At 45.9% G+C, this 18474-nt stretch carries 15 protein-coding genes and 1 riboswitch; of the genes, 10 read left to right on the top strand and 5 right to left on the bottom strand.

What is annotated here, in order from left to right; all coding sequences use genetic code 11:
* The first annotated feature begins 55 nt into the window (after positions 1 to 55).
* From ABIE27_RS30655 to mmuM, 4 genes are all read left to right on the top strand, one after another.
* Positions 56 to 1156, top strand: coding sequence for a GerAB/ArcD/ProY family transporter (locus ABIE27_RS30655; RefSeq protein WP_123065959.1), 1101 nt, complete (start codon positions 56 to 58; stop codon positions 1154 to 1156).
* The gene (locus ABIE27_RS30650; RefSeq protein ID WP_429352199.1) at positions 1153 to 2358 is read left to right on the top strand and encodes a Ger(x)C family spore germination protein; all 1206 of its coding nucleotides are present in this window, start codon (positions 1153 to 1155) and stop codon (positions 2356 to 2358) included. Before ABIE27_RS30655 ends, ABIE27_RS30650 begins: the two co-directional genes overlap by 4 nt.
* Before the next feature lie 136 nt (positions 2359 to 2494).
* A riboswitch (SAM riboswitch) is annotated at positions 2495 to 2596 on the top strand.
* A gap of 91 nt (positions 2597 to 2687) precedes the next feature.
* A complete protein-coding gene (gene mmuP / locus ABIE27_RS30645) occupies positions 2688 to 4082 on the top strand; it encodes an S-methylmethionine permease (protein WP_123065957.1) in 1395 nt (464 codons plus the stop codon).
* Complete coding sequence (gene mmuM / locus ABIE27_RS30640) at positions 4079 to 5155, top strand: homocysteine S-methyltransferase (RefSeq protein WP_429352198.1); 1077 nt, start codon at positions 4079 to 4081, stop codon at positions 5153 to 5155. The genes mmuP and mmuM overlap by 4 nt, the downstream gene beginning before the upstream one ends.
* A 147-nt stretch (positions 5156 to 5302) precedes the next feature.
* On the opposite strand, the gene ABIE27_RS30635 is transcribed toward mmuM, so the two are convergent.
* The 4 genes from ABIE27_RS30635 to ABIE27_RS30620 form a co-directional block, all read right to left on the bottom strand.
* Entirely contained in the window at positions 5303 to 7531 is a 2229-nt protein-coding gene (locus ABIE27_RS30635; protein WP_429352197.1) for an ABC transporter permease, read from the bottom strand.
* Positions 7532 to 7711: 180 nt separating this feature from the next.
* Entirely contained in the window at positions 7712 to 8470 is a 759-nt protein-coding gene (locus tag ABIE27_RS30630; protein WP_123065954.1) for an ABC transporter ATP-binding protein, read from the bottom strand.
* A 158-nt stretch (positions 8471 to 8628) separates the two neighbouring features.
* Positions 8629 to 9948 (bottom strand): sensor histidine kinase, encoded by a 1320-nt coding sequence (locus ABIE27_RS30625; protein ID WP_429352196.1) that lies wholly within the window; start codon positions 9946 to 9948, stop codon positions 8629 to 8631.
* A gap of 149 nt (positions 9949 to 10097) precedes the next feature.
* Positions 10098 to 10796: a response regulator transcription factor gene (locus ABIE27_RS30620; RefSeq protein ID WP_123065952.1), complete on the bottom strand. Its 699-nt coding sequence runs from the start codon at positions 10794 to 10796 to the stop codon at positions 10098 to 10100.
* Positions 10797 to 11094: 298 nt separating this feature from the next.
* Here ABIE27_RS30620 and ABIE27_RS30615 point away from each other — a divergent pair, with 298 nt between their 5' ends.
* From ABIE27_RS30615 to ABIE27_RS30600, 4 genes are read left to right on the top strand one after another with little or no spacing between them, the layout of a single operon-like run.
* On the top strand, positions 11095 to 11931 hold the full coding sequence (locus ABIE27_RS30615) for a transporter substrate-binding domain-containing protein (RefSeq protein WP_429352195.1): 837 nt from the start codon (positions 11095 to 11097) through the stop codon (positions 11929 to 11931).
* A 14-nt stretch (positions 11932 to 11945) separates the two neighbouring features.
* Positions 11946 to 13280 (top strand): CapA family protein, encoded by a 1335-nt coding sequence (locus ABIE27_RS30610; RefSeq protein ID WP_429352194.1) that lies wholly within the window; start codon positions 11946 to 11948, stop codon positions 13278 to 13280.
* A gap of 51 nt (positions 13281 to 13331) precedes the next feature.
* The gene (locus ABIE27_RS30605; RefSeq protein ID WP_123065949.1) at positions 13332 to 14087 is read left to right on the top strand and encodes an amino acid ABC transporter permease; all 756 of its coding nucleotides are present in this window, start codon (positions 13332 to 13334) and stop codon (positions 14085 to 14087) included.
* Positions 14087 to 14842, top strand: a complete 756-nt coding sequence (locus ABIE27_RS30600; protein WP_123065948.1) for an amino acid ABC transporter ATP-binding protein — start codon at positions 14087 to 14089, stop codon at positions 14840 to 14842. The genes ABIE27_RS30605 and ABIE27_RS30600 overlap by 1 nt, the downstream gene beginning before the upstream one ends.
* A gap of 178 nt (positions 14843 to 15020) precedes the next feature.
* Here ABIE27_RS30600 and ABIE27_RS30595 read toward each other — a convergent pair whose 3' ends face one another.
* Positions 15021 to 15842, bottom strand: a complete 822-nt coding sequence (locus ABIE27_RS30595; protein ID WP_123065990.1) for a helix-turn-helix domain-containing protein — start codon at positions 15840 to 15842, stop codon at positions 15021 to 15023.
* Positions 15843 to 16085: 243 nt separating this feature from the next.
* On the opposite strand from ABIE27_RS30595, the gene ABIE27_RS30590 reads away from it, so the two are divergent.
* Complete coding sequence (locus ABIE27_RS30590; RefSeq protein WP_123065947.1) at positions 16086 to 16862, top strand: sugar phosphate isomerase/epimerase family protein; 777 nt, start codon at positions 16086 to 16088, stop codon at positions 16860 to 16862.
* A 50-nt stretch (positions 16863 to 16912) separates the two neighbouring features.
* Positions 16913 to 17935 (top strand): Gfo/Idh/MocA family protein, encoded by a 1023-nt coding sequence (locus ABIE27_RS30585; RefSeq protein WP_123065946.1) that lies wholly within the window; start codon positions 16913 to 16915, stop codon positions 17933 to 17935.
* The last annotated feature ends 539 nt before the right edge of the window (positions 17936 to 18474 follow it).

Below are 18474 nucleotides of genomic sequence, written 5' to 3'. Positions count from 1 at the left end.
TATGCAGTTCAGTTTAGCCTCGTACAATCCACAGATGGTCTGGAGGTGCTAAAAATTGAATGACTCCCAAGTAAAAATAAGCACTACACAAGCGGTGGTCATTATCGTCAATTACATGCTTGGTGCAGGCATATTAACACTACCTCGGACAACGGGCAAAGCGGTTGGAACACCGGACGTCTGGATTTCGATCATCCTTTCAGGATTGATTATTACGGGTGTTGGAATGATATTGGTGACCTTGTGTCGAAGATTCCCGGAAAAAACCGTTTTCCAATTCACCCAGGAGATTACGGGACGTTGGATTGCTTACATATTGGGCTGTGCCAACATTATTTATTTTATGGTCATTGCAGCTTTTGAAATCCGGGTGATGGCTGATGTGACCGGAATGTATTTGCTGGAGCGTACACCTACCTGGGCCATTGTGATGGTGTTTATGTGGATCGGAATCTATCTGATTTCCGGCGGACTTCCAGTTATCGTGCGTGTGTTTGAAATTATTTTGCCGATTACCTTGGTTATTTTTGTGATGGAGATATTGCTGAGTAATCAACTGTTCGAAATCAGTAATTTAAGACCGGTTCTCGGAGAAGGGGTTTTACCTGTAATCAAAGGCTTGAAACCTTCCTTGCTTTCATACACAGGTTATGAAGTAATGCTCGTCATTACAGCGTATATGCAAAATCCGAAAAAAAGCAATAAGGCTATGACATGGGGGCTGGGCATATCTACAGCGATTTATTTGATCACGGTCGTTATGGTCGTTGGCAGTTTATCGCTTGATGGAATTAAAACGAGAACCTGGCCAACACTGGATCTGGTTCGTAGTTTTGAGATTCAAGGTTTGATCTTTGAGCGTTTCGAATCGTTATTGCTGGTCATCTGGATTTTACAGATTTTCTCTACCTTTGCCATTACCCATTACTGTGCATCTGTCGGGATTCGAGATCTGTTTAAAGCCAAGAAGATGCGGACGATCATGTACGTTCTTATACCGTTCATCTATCTGACAGCGATGATCCCCAAAAATGTATATGAAACGTTTGCACTAGGTGACATGCTGGGCAATGCATCTGTCGTTTTGTTTGCCATTATGCCTTTGGTATTGCTGCTGCTTAGCATTATTCGCAAGAAAGGAGGTAAACACGCATGATTTCTCTCCGGTTATGGCTACGTATCATCTCAGCCTTACTTATTCTCAGTCTGATCTCGGGGTGCTGGAGCAGCCGGGAAATTGAGGATTTAAGTCTGTATGTGGGTCTCGGCATTGATGTTGGACAGGAAACGAAATTTGAAAAAAATATATCAGCCCAAGGAGGGGAATATCCCAAGGAAGAAAATGTGACCGCAACCGTTCAGATTGCCCCGGGTAAATCAAGCAGTCAGCAGAGCGAACAGGGTGGTTCACCTTCTTCGGGCAAATCTTCTTATTCCAACGAACAACTTACCGGGGATTCGTTGCTTCAAATATTTCGTCAGTTTTCCTTGCGCCGAGATCGTCCGCTCATTGGACATCATCTGAAAGTGATCGTCATTTCCAAAGATATTGCTAAAAAGTATGGACTACAACAGTTGCTTGATTTTGTGCTTCGGGATAACGATATTCGCCCCAATTGCCTTGTGTTAATTAGCCATCACCGTGCGCTGGATGTCCTTACTTCGAGAGATCCTTCTCGAATTCCGGCTTTTTATCTTACGGGAATTACGAATAACTCCTACATTTCGAATAAAATACTCGAACCTGTTTCGCTTGCCAAACTGGATGCAGAGATGCAGTCTGGCTCAAGCTTTTTGCTTCAAAATGTGTTAAATGCAGATGGTGAGGATAAATTTTCAGGGGGCAGCATCTTTAAAGCTAAAACAACGAAATTTATCGGGGAGCTTCACCAAACCGACCTTGAAGCATTATCTTGGATTAAGCCTGAGGAAAAGGCGGGCGGGGTCATCAAAACATATAGTAAGGAAGGCTTCACGGTTCTCTATGAGATCAAGAAAAAGACTATAAAAATCATTCCAAAGGTGGTTGGTGGCGATATTTCATTCCACGTCAAGGCAGAGTCGGAAGGCTGGTTAATGGAGGACTGGCGTTCCCCTGAAAAAGAAGAAAAGGGAGCCTATCTTAAGGAACTGGAGAAGGATTTTGCTAAAATCGTAGATCAACAGATTGATCAAATGCTCTATAAACTCCAGCATACGTATAAAGCTGACGTTGCCGGTTTTCGGGACAGTATCCGAATCCATTATCCAAAAACGTGGAAGAAGGTAAAAGATAACTGGGATGAAGTGTTTGCGACAGTACCTATTACGTATGAGATTAAAACGAATATTGTCAATCCAGGTTCCTCTACAGAGTAGCTTGATGCACCAATCGGAATGCTGTATGTGTTCACTTCGGCTCCAAGGAAAGGATCAAAAGCTCGCTTGGGGAAGCTAATGTTTATTTAAATGTTGACACATCAGGCAGCAGTCGATATAGTTATACAAAATCATTTTCTTATCCAGAGAGGTGGAGGGACTGGCCCTTAGAAACCTCAGCAACAGATCTGAAGGATACTGTGCTAATTCCAGCGGGTGAAAGCCTGATAGATAGGAGCGTTTGTTTTTATTTGTCAGTCGCGGCGCACTCTTAGGGAAGAGTGGGTCTTTTTTGTTTGTTCTGGATGAAGAAGCAGGGAGCAGGTTATATGGAGAATAGTAGCGATAAAGGTCAATTTCAGCGAAAAATGCAAACAAGGCATGTAGTTATGCTCTCTCTTGGCGGGGTCATTGGAACAGGTCTGTTCCTTAGCTCAGGGTATACCATTCAACAAGCAGGACCGCTCGGTACGATTTTGTCCTATCTGATCGGTGCTTTGGTGGTGTACCTGGTGATGCTCTGTCTTGGCGAACTATCTGTGCATATGCCGGAGACGGGTGCATTTCATAGTTATGCGGCTAAATACATTGGACCAGCTACAGGATTCACGGTGGCTTGGCTGTACTGGCTTACTTGGACCGTAGCGCTCGGATCGGAATTTACAGCCGCGGGACTGCTTATGCAGCGCTGGTTTCCGTCCGTGAACGTTTGGATCTGGAGTGCGCTGTTTGCCCTGATGATCTTCCTGTTCAATGCGTTCACGGTAAAACTTTTTGCCGAATCAGAATTTTGGTTCTCCTTGGTGAAGGTGATGACGATTATCATCTTTATTATTCTTGGTGGTGCCGCCATGTTTGGTATTATTCCTATGGCAGATGCTGAACCGGCTCCGTTCTTTTCCAACATTACAGCGTCTGGGTGGTTCCCATACGGGGCAACTGCGATCCTGATGACCATGCTGGCTGTCAATTTTGCCTTTTCGGGTACTGAACTGATTGGTATTGCCGCAGGAGAAACGGAAAATCCGGAAAAAAACATTCCAAAAGCCATTCATACCACGTTGTGGCGTTTAATTATTTTCTTTATTGGTACGATCGTTATTCTGTCTGCTTTGTTGCCGATGTCAGATGCGAGTGTGCTGGAGAGTCCGTTCGTTGCTGTCATGGAGCGAGTAGGTGTTCCGTATGCAGCCGACATCATGAACTTTGTTATTTTAACGGCGATTCTATCGGCAGCGAATTCGGGGTTATATGCTTCATCACGGATGCTCTGGTCATTGGCGGATAAAAAAACCATCTCTCCATGGTTTGCCCGTTTGACCAAACGCGGTGTACCGTTCAATGCACTTGTACTTAGCATGGCTGGTGGTGCACTGGCGTTACTGTCCAGCATCATTGCGCCTGGAACCGTTTATATTACGCTTGTTTCGATCTCAGGTCTTGCTGTGGTAGTTGTATGGATGAGCATCAGCGTGTCTCAGTACATGTTCCGTAGGCAGTATCTGCGGGAAGGACATGACGTAAAAGACCTGGTTTATCGAACGCCATTGTATCCAATCGTACCTATTGTTTCGTTTGTGTTGTGCCTGGCATCCTGTATTGGTATCGCTTTTGACCCGACGCAGCGGATTGCTTTATACTGTGGTATTCCATTCATTATTTTGTGTTATATCGTGTATTATTGGACGGATCGTACGAAGAAGAAAAGAGGGCTGACTTCATGACTCAACGTGAGCAAACGAAGGATATAAATGCAATACAGCAAATTCTGGACAAGTATCCGGTCATGATTCTGGATGGGGCACTGGCAACGGAACTTGAACAGTATGGCTGTGATCTGGATGACCCGCTCTGGTCTGCACGCGTGCTGCTGGAGAACCCGGATGTTATCGTGAACGTGCATGCTGATTATTTCCGTGCAGGGGCAGATTGTGCAATCACTTCCAGTTATCAGGCAACGGTGGAGGGCTTCCGCAAGCGTGGAATTGGAGAAGAGGCTGCACTGGATCTGATTCGCAAAACAGTGGAGCTGGCGGCGAAGGCCAGAGATGATGTATGGGCAGCAGTGCAGGGAGCCACAGCAGGTGAAGGTTCAACAGGACAGCTTGTAAACGTTTCTTCGGGACGAACCGAGAACGTGGGAAACGAGCAGCGTGAACATCATAAAGGTGCTCACATTAGTGGCGAGAAGCTGCGTCGTCCGCGACCTATCGTTGCTGGCTCTGTTGGCCCATACGGTGCCTATCTCGCGGATGGTTCCGAATATGTGGGACATTACGGCGTATCAGATGAGACACTGGCTGCATTTCACCGTCCTCGCATAGCTGCGCTGATTGAAGCAGGAGCCGACATTCTGGCGTTCGAGACGATTCCTTCGCTACAAGAAGCTCGAGTTCTTGTCGAATTGCTTAAGGATTTTCCTGATGCTCATGCGTGGCTTTCTTTTTCATTAAAAGATGGGACAAACATAAGCGAGGGCACAGCGCTTGAGGTATGCGCACAGACCTTTGGCTCTGAGCCTCAGATTGCGGCAGTTGGCCTAAACTGTGCTCCGATGGAAGTGGTCACGGAAGCGATCCGTATTCTACGCCAAGCCTGCGATAAACCAATCATCGTGTACCCGAATTCAGGCGAGATTTACGATGCCGAGACGAAAACATGGAGCGGCCAAGGATCCTGCGGCAGCATGAAGGATGCATCGGAACAATGGGTTGCGGCTGGTGCTCAGATTATTGGCGGATGCTGCCGCACAACACCACATCAGATTAGCGAGCTGGCGAAGAAGTGGCGTGGTTAAGAACTCAAAGTTTTTTATAGAACAAGCTTAGAATATGATTATAAAAACGCATATAAACAAAACATATAAACAAAACATATAAACAAAACATATAAACCTAAAAAGAGCCCTTACTTTTCTATTCAATAGGTAAGGGTTCTTTTTAGGTTATTCAATAACTAACATACGTGGTGATGCCTTGCGAATTTCAAGGGATGCCAGCCAGCATCCAGTCGCGGCTGCCAATATACTCAAACAGGCGAATAGCAGGATGCCCCATCCATTCAGAACCAAGGGAAGGTGTACGATTCCATATCGCGAGAGAACTTGTTCAAGTAGCCGGGGAAGAAGGTATACGCCTGCAACAACGCCAAACACCGAACCAATCAGTGATAACGATGCGACACCAAACGTGAGGGAAGAACGAATACTGCCGGATGTCATACCTATTGATTTGTAGATGCCATACGTCTTGTTTTCTTTGCGAATACTAATCCGGCAGGTACTGAAGATGATCATAAAGGTAACGATGATGAACAGTAGACCAATTAGAGCCATGGGATATACGAGAATGTTTGCTGCTTCAGCAAAAACGGAATCCAGCAGTGTTTTTTGTGTGATGATCGATGCAGAGTCTTTAAACTGCTCATTCAGTTGGGCTGCAATTGCCCCTGCTTGTGAAGGGTTGATAACATTAATAAAGGCAACATCTACATCGCTGTAACTCGGATTTACGCTCCGAACCGCTTGAACGGTGATTCTCCCCGATACCGACATGTTTGCGATGGCTTGATAGATACCCGAAATGATGAATGTGCGCTTCTCTCCTTCAATGTAGAGATCAATAAGGTCTCCCAAATCCTTGTTTAACATCTTGGCCACACTGACCCCGATGGAAATTTCGTTCTCGTGTTCAGGGTTATTACCTCTTAACGTCTCGAAGCCGGAGTCCTTATAGCTCCCATCCAATACACCCAAATAAAGACTGATCGACGGACTGGTTTTATGGTTTGATGAAACTTCGGATGGAATAACGCCGGTAAGGTTTCCGTGCCAGCCCACATTTTTGATGCGGTGATCTTCTTCCAGTACGCGTTGCAACGCCGCTTTTGGAAATGTCGTTTTGTCTACAACCACCGCGGCAATGTTGGCATTGTCATACCCCCATTGGGCTGCCGTCTGATTGATTCCGATGATGCTGGTCAGAACAACATATCCGAAGACTAGAACAGAAGCGGCCACTGATGTCAGAAGTATCATTAAGACGGAACTTTTGCTATTTTTAATCAAACTGCGTATGCCTATGACCAAAGAAACAGGTAACTTTCCAAATGAAGCCGTATGTGCTAGTGGTGAATTCATTCGTTTAACCATACGTACGTTGTCGCTCTCAGACATACCATAGCGAATGGCCTGAACAGGTTCAATCTTACGAGCTTTCTTGGCATATAACACAACAAAACTAATAATCAGAACGATTAACAACATTGCTACAAGCATAGTTGCTCCAATTCCCTTGATGGGGAATTCAACATTGTCTATGCGCAGAGATGATATGGAGATGCTCATAATGAATTTGGACACAATCATACTCAGCGCAAGCCCGGGGAGAACAGCGATAACAGACAGCAGGGCATATTGAATAACGTAGGTAGCAATGGTTGCTCGGGAGGTCAGTCCAAGCGACTTGAGGATACCTATCGTTTTGTAGTTGGCCAGAATGGCATCGGATATGGTAAAACCAATCGTAATGAGCGCAATCACCATCATGATAGCTCCCAAGAAAATCATAATGAAACCGATGATCTGGTTGATAATGAGATAGAAGGACGAGATACTTTCGAATTCCATTTTGGTTTCCAGAAAAGGGGAGCCTGTCTCACTTGCATAACGATCCCAGTAGCTGGAACTCGTACTGTAATCATCGAAATGTATGCCCATCATGTGATGTTCTTTGCCGGCAAACATGCTGAAATCATGTTCATAATCGCCAGGGTTCATCCAGATTCTTGCTGTATTGCTGAACGGTGCTCCGTAAGGAACATCTACAACAATCGCCGATACGGTGAGACTTAGCGTAGCAGGTCCCGTTCTGAATTGAACGACATCACCAACAGTAATGTTATAACTGTAGGCCATCGAGGTAGGAATCCATACATTCCCTGGTGCGGGAGAGGGGCTTTCTTTACCGGATGCAAATACGAGTTGATCTACCTCCCATGGAGGTGGAGGGGTGTTCATCATGTACAGATAAATGTTGGGGATATCCACATTATCCAAGGTCATACCTGACAAAGTATGGTAAGTAAGCAAAGGCGAGACCTGAACACCGTTCTGAGCGACCCACCAATCATGCACCGTTTGGGGATCATTTAGTTCTTTTTCGAATGTCAACATCTGATGAGATCCGTTCGTTCGGCTATGCATTTCCTTGAACTGATAGCCTGTGTTCGCCAAAATGATGACAGAAGTGCACACCAGAAGGGTGGAAAGTAAAATAAGCATGGTAATAAACAGGTTTTGGATTTTATTTTTAGTGAGATAAGAAAAACTAAGTTTCAGGATGGCAGCCATAAATTACTCCTTCCCCGATACAAAAGCGAAGACAATGGACTCCCGCTCCGGAATCTGATGCTCGTGATATTTGTCGAATTCCAGAATACCGCCGACTTTGCCATCTTGAATCAAGATCAGACGATCAGCCCGGCAAGCGGCTTGGATGTCATGTGTTACCATCACGACGGACTGTCCTTCTCGGTTCATCTCAGTCAGGATGTCGAGCACTGCTTTTCCATGTTCGAAGTTTAAACTTCCAGTAGGCTCGTCAGCGAACAGGATATCCGGTGAATTGATGAGTGCACGGGCAATCGCAGCCCGTTGTTGCTGACCACCGGAGGTCTGGGACGGCAGGCGATTGTGTTGTTTATGAATATCCATATCGCGCATAAGTTGTTTCGCCCGCGCTTGAACCTCACTTTTTTTGTTTCTGGCGATGTACCCGGGAAGTGCGATGTTTTCTTGAATCGAAAGGTCGGGAACAAGGTTGATGCTTTGATAGATGTACCCGATTCGACGTGTGCGGAATGCAGACAATTCTCGTTCACTATAGGTATCAATACGTTGATTCTGAAAATAAACCTCGCCAGCAGTGACTTGGTCCAGTCCACTCAGTAAATATAACAGCGTGGATTTGCCTGAACCCGAATTGCCCATGATCACAGTGAAATCCCCTTCGTAGATATCGAGATTAACGTTACGAATCGCATGGTACTGTTCACTCCCGGTCTGGTAGGTCTTACACAGATTTTGGGCACGAATGATAGATATTTTGTTCAAGCAGATTCACTCCCCGTTGCAGTATATCGTTCATCATAAAGGGAAGATATTGAGAAACCCTTATCCAAATATAAATAAAGTATTACAAACCTAGGACAGACCACTCAGAGTAAAAACGGTATTCATGAACACTGTGACTCTATTGCTAATTCGTCCCCTTAACATAAGGGCAGACTGAACTGAAAGAGAGTTTCTTGACCATTTTTGCTGGAAAAATGAATTTGCCCTCCATGCGCTTCAATAATGCTTTTGCAGATGGAAAGGCCAAGTCCTGTTCCTTCCTGGATTGGAGTAGAGTATGGGGAAGAGGAAGAGCCACCTCTAAAATATCGTTCAAAGACAAACGGCATGTCCTGAGCTTGTATCCCTCGCCCTGAATCCGTGATGGTCAGTTTGAATTGTCCCGAGTGAACCTCAGCATGAATACGGATATAATCACCGGGAGCAGTATGTTTAAGGGCATTAGATACCAGATTGGAGATAACCTGTTCCATACGTACCGGATCAATCCGAATAAGTACGTCAGGGATAGGGCTGGGCTGTTCGTAGGTCAATCCGTGGGATTGCACGATATGTGCAATAGGTCTCAGCATATTTTCAAAGACAGAACGACTGTATCGTTCTTGAGGCTCAACCGAGATCTGCCCAAGCTCATGTAATGCGTGAACGAGCAAATCCTCTACTAGCCGGGCTGTTTTGTCTGTATGGATCTGCATAATATCCAAATATTCTTTCAGGGTATCTTCATCTTCACATACCCCTTGGGAGATCGCATCTATGTACGCTTTTATCGTCGTAATGGGGGTCTTGAGGTCATGAGAAATATTGGTGATGAGCTCTTTCTGAGCCTTTTCCTGTCGTATGCGCTGTGTGCTCAAATGCATAAGTTCCATCCGCATCAAGTCCAGCATAGCGTAGAGGTCACCTATTTCGTCCGTGCGTCGATATTGGATTTGCTCATCATATTTTCCTTTAAGAATCGATTCGGCATGATGTTTCAATTGCTTAACCGGGGTTAACATCTGTTCTTTGATCCGGCGAACGATGGTGTATAGAAGAAACATGAGCAGAAGGGAAAGTATGATTACTGCAACCAGCAGGAATATGGGAACAGTAGACGGCTTCTGAGCAAACACCAGGGATCGGGGTACGGTGAAAATGACATTTCCGACCTGAGGGCCTTCCGGGCTTCCCATAACGGGAAAAGCAATATCCAGTGATTCATTACCATCCGCAAGCTGTAACACATCTGCCAGATTATAATGTAATACCGATCTCAGATTAACTAATGTACCTTCGGATGATGATACGGAGGACAGTTTGATTAGACCATCCAGTCCGACATAGGAAAAAGGAATGTTTTCTTTGCTCGCTGCTTCCCGGATCCGCTCCTGAACAACAGGGTGAGCAAGGCGATCATGATTTTGTTCCAGCTCAAGCAGGATCGGGTTAACCTTCAGGCGCACCTGATTAATCATCGGTGCAGACTCATTGGAAGAATGAGATGCGAGCAGAGGAAAGAATAATCCAAGGCTACACAGCAGAATTAGAAGTAGGATTGCTAATGATAATTTCAGCCATCTTGTAGACCAGTTATGTAGTGACATGAACGCTTCTCCATTCGTGCTTAGTCATGATTAAACTTATATCCGACTCCCCAGACGGTTTTTAGAAGGGTTGGATGAGAGGCGTCGTGTTCGATCTTTTCCCGCAGTCTGCGTATGTACACTGTTACTGTATTTTCGTCTCCATAAGCGTCGAAGCCCCAGATCGCATCAAGTAATTGGGATTTCGAGAAGACCTGATTTTTGTTGCTTGCGAGATAATATAACAGTTGGAATTCTTTTGCCGATAGAGAGACTTCATCGCCATTTACGGTAACTTTGTAAGCCCTGTTGTCTATCTCCAGGTTAGCAAGACGTAGTAGATGGGAGTGATCCTGTACCGTGTTCAGACTGTCATATCTTCTAAAGTGTGCATTGATTCTGGCGAGCAGCTCGCTCAAGGAGAAAGGTTTGCTCATATAGTCGTCTGCACCGAATCCAAGCCCAAGCACCTTATCCGTATCACTTCCTCTGGCACTCAGGATAAGGATGGGAATGTTATTTCGCCTGCGAATTTCGCGGCATACATCGATACCGTCCTGATCCGGCAGCATAATATCGAGGATAATGTAGTCCGGCTGGAGCAACTCCATGATCTGAAGTCCGTCTTCTCCAGTGGCAGCGACGGCGGCCTCATATCCATTTTTCATCAGATAATCGCGTAAAATGCGGGAAATGTCATGTTCATCCTCGATAATGAGAACTTTGCGTTTCGAGTTCATGGGATCACTCCAGTACATCCAGGTTTATAATGAAGGCGTATATAAAGATAAGTAATGATTGTAAATCCGTATGTGAGGCTCCTGCTTCTATTATTATTGTACATTTTTGGTGGGAAGGAGTCACAAAAAAGTTTATTTGGAGATAGTGTAGAATAGTGTCGTAATATGCAGATTACTTTGTCGAATTACCTTGACAGTGTATGTGTCGCGTGACATAATACATTTCATACTAATTTACTATGAATTAAGAGTCAGGGTTAGAATAACAGAGAGATAACACAACAAGGGGGACATAACAATGAGAAAGAAATTTGTGCCAGCAATTCTGGTATTGGTAATGGGTTTGATCATTGCCGGTTGTGGTAACAAAAACGAAGCAAGTTCAGGTGCAGGAGCGGACTCTGGTCAAAAGACCATCGTTGCTGCAACAAGCGGCGTAAGTAACCCATTCAGCTACGATAAAGATGGTAAACTCACCGGCTATGATGTTGAAGTTATGAAGGCAATTTTCGAGAAGCTTCCAGAATACAAGCTGGAGGTACAAGCTATTGAGTTCGAAGGTATTTTGACAGGTTTAGACAATGGTCGTTTTCAATTAGGGGCTAACAACTTCAGCTCCAATCCGGAAAGACGCAGCAAGTACAATTTCTCTTTGCCGATCATTGAGAATGCCAACGTATTTGTCGTACGCAAAGATGATAATACACTGAAATCTATCGAAGATTTGAAGGGGTATAAAGCGGTAACTGAAGTCGGGAACTCGGGAGCCACACTGCTGGAGAACTACAACACAGCGCACCCGGATGCCAAAGCGGATATTATGTACACGGAAGAAAACTTTGTTAAACAGTTTGAAGGCATTGAGGCAGGACGCTACGACGTTCGTATCATTTCTCGTGTTTCCGCTGAAAAAGCAATCAAGGAGCATGGTTTCACTAACCTGAAAGTCGTTCCGTTCTCCAGTGAAAACAGTGATCCAGGTTCATACATTTTGCTCTCCAAATCTGCCGACAGCACGTTGCTGGATGCAGTGAATAAACGAATTAAAGAAATGTACAATGACGGTACATTGCTCAAGATCAGTGAAGAGCAACTGGGCGGCGACTATCTGCCGAAGAAAGAATTAATGGAGTAGGGAAGGGGAATAACATGAAATTTATCGTTACAGGAGACGCCTTGTTTTCCAGTCGGAATGTAGATAAAACCATGGACCCGAATCTGCTGGCTCTTTTGAAGGAAGCCGATGAGGTTTTCACCAATGCAGAGTTCATTACCCCGCGCAAAAATACGGCACCGGCCGCGGGCCGGGGATATCAAACGAGCGTGCGTCCCGGGACACTGGACGAGTTTGCACGTCTGAATATTCGTTATGTTGGCTTTGCTAACAACCATACAGGGGATTATGGCATCGAAGGTCTTACCGATACGATGGAGGAAGCCGAGCAACGTGGTTTGATCCCTTTGGGGGTCGGTATGAGTTTGCATGAAGCTCGTAAACCAGTATTTATCGATACTGCAGATGGACGGATTGCCATCATTACCATTGGTGTAACGCGTAGTGAAGTGTTTGCGGCATCCAATCCGGGAAATGGTGTCCCTGCCCGTCCAGGTCTTAACCCGCTTCGCTGGTCACGTACATATGTGGTCAACGAGCAGGATTTTGAGGCTTTGAAAGGCATTAGCGAACGGATCGGCATTGCTGCAAGTATGGAAACGGGCAAACGGATTGAGACATTCAAAAGCAAATCCGAGAATCATTATGAGTTCGGCTCCTTGTTCGAGGGATATCTGACTTTCGAAAAGGGCGAACATTCCCGTGTCAAAACAGCAGCGCATGCACAGGATCAGCAGGAGATTTTGGAAACGATTCGTGATGCCAAAGAACGCAGTGATTTTGTTTTTGTTAATCTGCATACGCACGAGGGAGAGAATGAAGACTGGTATTCGGACTATCCCGCGGAGTTCATTGAAACCTTTGCAAGAAGTGCTGTGGATGCAGGAGCTCATTGTGTATTCGGACATGGTGCACATTTTACGAGAGGTGTGGAATTGCACCAAGGTCAGCCGATTTTCTATAACATTGGAAGTTTGCTGATGGAATTCGAAGCAGGCGAATCGATTATATCTCCCGAGATGTTCACCGCATATGGGTATGACGAGAATGAATCTCCATCTACGCTGCACAAGAACCGAACGAAGGATAGTGAAGGGAATTGGCAGGGCTTTTACAGCCATGCTAAGTTTTCGGAAAACTTCCTGATTTCATTTGATCTGAATGCGGATCGGCAGCAGTTTGATTATGAGCTGATTCCAATTGATCTTAGACTGACGCATGCCAGTGTGACCAAACGCGGATTGCCTGTGCTTGCTTCGGAAGAGGCTACGGCTTCTTTGGTTGAAAGGCTCAATGCGGTGAGCAAAGAACGCTACAAAACCGAAATTATACGCCAAGGCGAACGTTTAACCGTGAAAGAGTGGAAGTAATTCCGCTCTTGCTTTTTTTTTTGAGAAAATGAACGTGGAAGGATGTAAATCATGGGAGAGATTTTTGATATCAACGCGGTATTCTCAGCGATTCCTCGTCTGTTAGAGGTTCTTCCTGTGAGTCTGCAGATTACAGCAATTTCGATGGTTGTGGGTCTTGTGTTTGCTTTGCTGTTTGCGGTCATACGTATGAAAAAAGTGCCTGTGCTTAGTCAGCTTGTCACCATATTTATCTCATTTATCCGCGGGACACCGATCATTGTACAGTTGTATCTGACCTATAACGGGATACCGCTGTTGTTAAAATTTATTAATCAGCAGTACGGCACAGATTACAACATTAATGCGGTACCCGCAATGCTTTTTGTACTGGTGACATTTGCTTTTAATGAAGCAGCCTATAACTCCGAGACGATTCGCGCAGCGCTGCAATCTGTGAACAAAGGGCAGATCGAAGCGGCCGAATCCCTTGGTATGACATATCTTCAAGTGCTGAAGAGAGTCATCGTTCCTCAGGCCCTTGTCGTAGCCATTCCACCTCTCGGCAATGCGCTTATTGGATTATTAAAAGGAACTTCACTGGCGTTTGTTGCAGGTGTTATTGAGATGACGGCACAAGGTAAAATCATTTCAGGCAGTAACTTCCGCTTTTTTGAAGTGTACCTGGCCCTTGCCCTCATCTATTGGGTGATGACGATTATTATCGAACAGATTCTTCGTTTCCTGGAGAAACGATTCTCTATTCCTGATCCAGTACAGCGGACGATGAATCGCGGCTGGTTCTCATGGGGAAGGAGGGGTATCTAATGATCAAGGTAAGTCATTTGTCGAAATCCTTCCATAACAATCTGATTCTGGATGATCTTTCGGTCGATATTCAGAAGGGAGATGTTGTGGCACTGATTGGCTCGTCGGGTGCGGGTAAATCGACTTTTCTGCGGGCATTAAACTGCCTGGAAGCAGCCGATCAGGGTCAACTGGATCTGGAGGGATTCAAGGTTGATTTCAGTACAATTACGAACAAACAGCGGCTTGAGCTGCGCAAGCAGACGGCTATGGTCTTCCAGCACTTTAATTTGTTCCAGCATCGTACGGCTCTGGATAATGTTAAGGAAGGTCTCAAAGTTGTCAAAAAAATGAATGACAAAGAGGCTACCGCACTGGCTAAACAACAGCTTGAACAGGTGGGCCTTTCCGAACGGGCGCTTTATTATCCGAAACATTTGTCCGGAGGTCAGCAACAGCGTGTGGGTATCGCACGTGCACTCGCCATGAAACCGAAGCTGCTGCTTCTGGACGAGCCTACTTCTGCGCTCGACCCGGAGCTGGTGGGTGAAGTGCTGCAGACAATTAAAAAGACGGCTGCATCTGGTCAAACGATGCTTCTCGTTTCGCATGAAATGAGCTTTGTATATGAAGTGGCAACCAAGGTGCTGTTTCTGGATAAAGGGAAAATCGTTGAGGAAGGTACACCGGACGAAGTCTTTAACCATCCCAAATCGGAACGTGCGAAAGAGTTTTTGCACAACTATTTCCGTAATAAGGGCGAGCATCGTGCGTAGGAGCAGCGTGGCCGCAGGAGGGCTCGAGAGCGAAGCGTATGTTTTTGCAGCTGGGGCTTGAATATGATAACACGAAACGCTTTGGGTTAAACACATCGCATGTGCGAATGACCCAAAGCGTTTTTCTGTTGTTGCAGCGTAGGGATAGCCATGCAACCATTTATGCAGTTATTTTAACCTACACATGCTCCAAATCATCTATCGGTTCATGCTGTTTGGATTTTTGGTACTCCGCTGGAGACACGCCAAAGTGTGCCCGAAACACCCGATGGAAATAAGAGTAGCTGGCAAAACCGCAGGACTCGGCAATATGCTCCAGCGTCATCTCACTGTATTTCATGCGCTCCAGTGCGGCATTCAGGCGGATTTCGATGGCATATTGAATCATGGTCTGGTTATAGTGTTCTTTGAATAAACGCACGGCACGGGACAGACTGAGTCCGGCATAACGTGCGGCTTCCTCCAGTTTAAACGTAACTGTGGCGTGCTCTTCAATAAAACGCTTCAGCTTAAGGGCCGAAGAGACGGCCCGATCGGTCTGGATATTTTCCGTAATTGCCCGGTCAATGTACAGACATAATCCGCGCAGCAGAGCGTCCTTCAGCTCCGCATTTTCCTCCAGCGGGCCGCGACGTTTCTCCAGCAGCATGTTGCGCCACAGACTGATCAGTTTGTCATCCAGACCAATACGGCTTACCGTCGGACGATGCTGGCGTTTCCACCACTTTTCAATCCATTGGCCTTCGCAGAAGAGATAATAGTCCCCGCTGGACAATCGCCCTTCCTTATGCGGTTCATCGACGACGAGTCGGTAATCATCCCCTGGTTTGAGCAAAAGCAAATCACCGCTGGTCATGCGGAACTCCTCTTCCTGTACGTATACTTTACACGAGCCTTCCGTCTGCAAGCGGAATAGATAGGTAGCTAGCTCGCCTTTCATATTATGGGTGAATGCCTTGTAGTGATAGGAGTAGTCACAGATCAATACGGATGTGTCCAATGTGTCCAAAGATGTACGCCCCCCCAAACATTCGATCTTGTTGTATTAACGTTAACGATTCATCATCCTGTCTAGAGTACAGTCAAACAGCTGAAATGATAGGACAATTCAGGATGGAAATAAAATTTGATCAGATAGTTCATGTTCTGACTATATTGTATATGTTCATTTTAGCCTGTTTTGCGTTAGGATGATACCAGATAGAGCAATGTAAGCAAATTTGAGAGCAGAGGAGTATCTATCATGAAAAAATTGAACATTGGTTTGCAACTTTTTACACTTCGTGATGAAACTGCAGCAGATTTTCGTGGTACACTGCGCAAAGTGGCCGCCCTTGGATACGAAGGGGTTGAATTTGCCGGATATGGCGACATTCCAGCAGAGGAAATGAAAGCGCTGCTAGATGAGCTGGGTCTAAAAGGTTTCAGCAGCCACGTGTCCCTTCATGCGATGCGCGAAGACCTGCAAAAACAAATTGATTACCTGAAAACAATTGATGCACAATATATGATCTGCCCTTATCTGATGCCGGAAGATCGCCCGGACAATGCAGAAGGCTGGACAAAGCTGTTTGAAGAGTTGCAACAGTATGGAGCCGAAGCGGCAAAGCAAGGTTTGATCTTTGGTTACCACAACCATGACTTCGAATTCCATGGCCAAGTTGGGGATGCGAATGCTTTTGATGCGATGTTCGCTCAAACGACTCCAGAAGCGGTACAAGTGGAAATGGACGTATGTTGGGTACAATTTGCCGGACAAAATCCGATCGAGTATATTAATAAATATGCGGGCCGTTTGCCGTTGCTTCACTTGAAAGATTTCAGCAAAGACGAGCAGGGTCAGATGAAAACATTGGAGCTGGGACAAGGCGAAGTGGATCTGCCAGCTGTTATTGAAAGCGCAACAAATGCAGGCGTGCAGTGGCTGATCGTGGAACAAGACGTATGCCAGAACCCTCCGCTTGAGAGCGTTGAGAACAGTCACAACTGGCTGAAACAAAACTACCTGAACCAGTTTTAAGAGTTAAACGACTCAAACATGAATCTAATTGTCAAAGGAGACTTTTGTACATGAGTAAAATTAAAGTTGCTGTATTCGGTTGTGGAGCCATCGCTCAGCGCAGACATATTCCAGAGTACGCTGCCAATGAGAACGTAGAACTTGTCGCATTTGCTGATCCGGTTGTGGAGCGGGCGCAGGAAATGGCTGAAATGTACGGCGGTAAAGCGTATTCCAGTTATGAGGAATTGCTTGCAAACGAAACAACAGTAGAAGCGGTGAGCGTATGCACACCGAACTATCTGCATGCACCAATGACGATTGCCGCTGCCAATGCGGGCAAGCATGTGCTGGTTGAGAAGCCGATGGCGGTTTCCACTGAAGAAGGCGAGCAAATGATTGAGGCGGCTAAGAAAAACGGCGTATATCTGATGGTGGGTCACAACCAACGTCTGATGCCTCCTCACGTGAAAGCAAAAGAAATTCTGGATTCCGGCCGATTGGGCAAAGTGCTGACCTTCCGTACTGCTTTTGGTCATCCGGGTCCGGAAGGCTGGAGTTTAGATGGGGCAGGGAGCTGGTTTTTCCGCAAAGAAGAAGCCATTATGGGCGCGATGGGTGACCTTGGCGTGCACAAATCCGACTTTATCCGTTATTTGCTGAACGATGAAGTATCCGAAGTGGCTGGGTTCATCAGCACGTTGCACAAAGAAGGCACGGATGTGGATGATAATGCCACATGTCTGCTTCGCATGAAGAGCGGCGCAATCGGTACACTCGTAGCCAGCTGGACACAATACAGAGGCGGAGACAACAGCACCGTGCTGTGGTGTGAAAATGGCGTAATGAAGATCGGTACAGTAGATGGTGACGAGGTTATCGTCGAGTTGACCAATGGTACGGTTGAAACGTACAAAGTTGGCGCAATGGCTACCAATGAAAAACAAGTGCCAAGCGGCGTAATCGATGCATTCGTAGAATCCATCGTAACCAAGACGCCTCCATCCATCTCGGGGGAAGAGGGCTTGCGTTCCCTTCAAGTCATTCTGGCTGCGTTTGAATCCGAGAAAACAGGTCAGATCGTTAAGCTGTAACAGACTTAATAGGTCGTAATAGCTTGTAAATAGGATGAAATAAGCATTTGGTTCGCGATCAATAGAGGACATTCTCCAGCGTAGTGTGGTGGAGAATGTCCTTTTTATGTTTGTAATCTGCGGAGGACAAGTGTGTGCGGAACAATAAGAAATGCGCTAACGATCTCAGATGAGCTTATTTGCATGATTCTGGCGGTCTGAACAATGTAACGATCACCAGCGACGCTATTTCTCCAAAAATGCCCCCAAAAGAGCAGAATTGAAGGTGAAATCTGAAAATAACGTTCCTCATGATCGTTAGATTTGAGAATAGGCTGAAATAGGCGAAATAGCGTCATCTGTGATCGTTAGAAATTCGGTGCGTGTCTTTTGGATATAACCGCTGGCTCAATGTGCTAAAAATGAGGGGTTTACTGTGCATCAGTGAGTAAGTATACTTTGCGACGGTTGCGGTTGCGGTTGCGGTTGCGGTTGCGGTTGCGGTTGCGGTTGCGGTTGCGGTTGCGGTTGCGGTTGCGGTTGCGGTTGCGGTTGCGGTT

Source organism: Paenibacillus sp. 4624, from assembly GCF_050435065.1.
Classification (GTDB): Bacteria; Bacillota; Bacilli; order Paenibacillales; family Paenibacillaceae; genus Paenibacillus; species Paenibacillus amylolyticus_D.
Note: the sequence above shows the minus strand (reverse complement) of the source record. Positions and strands in the feature narration are given on the sequence as shown.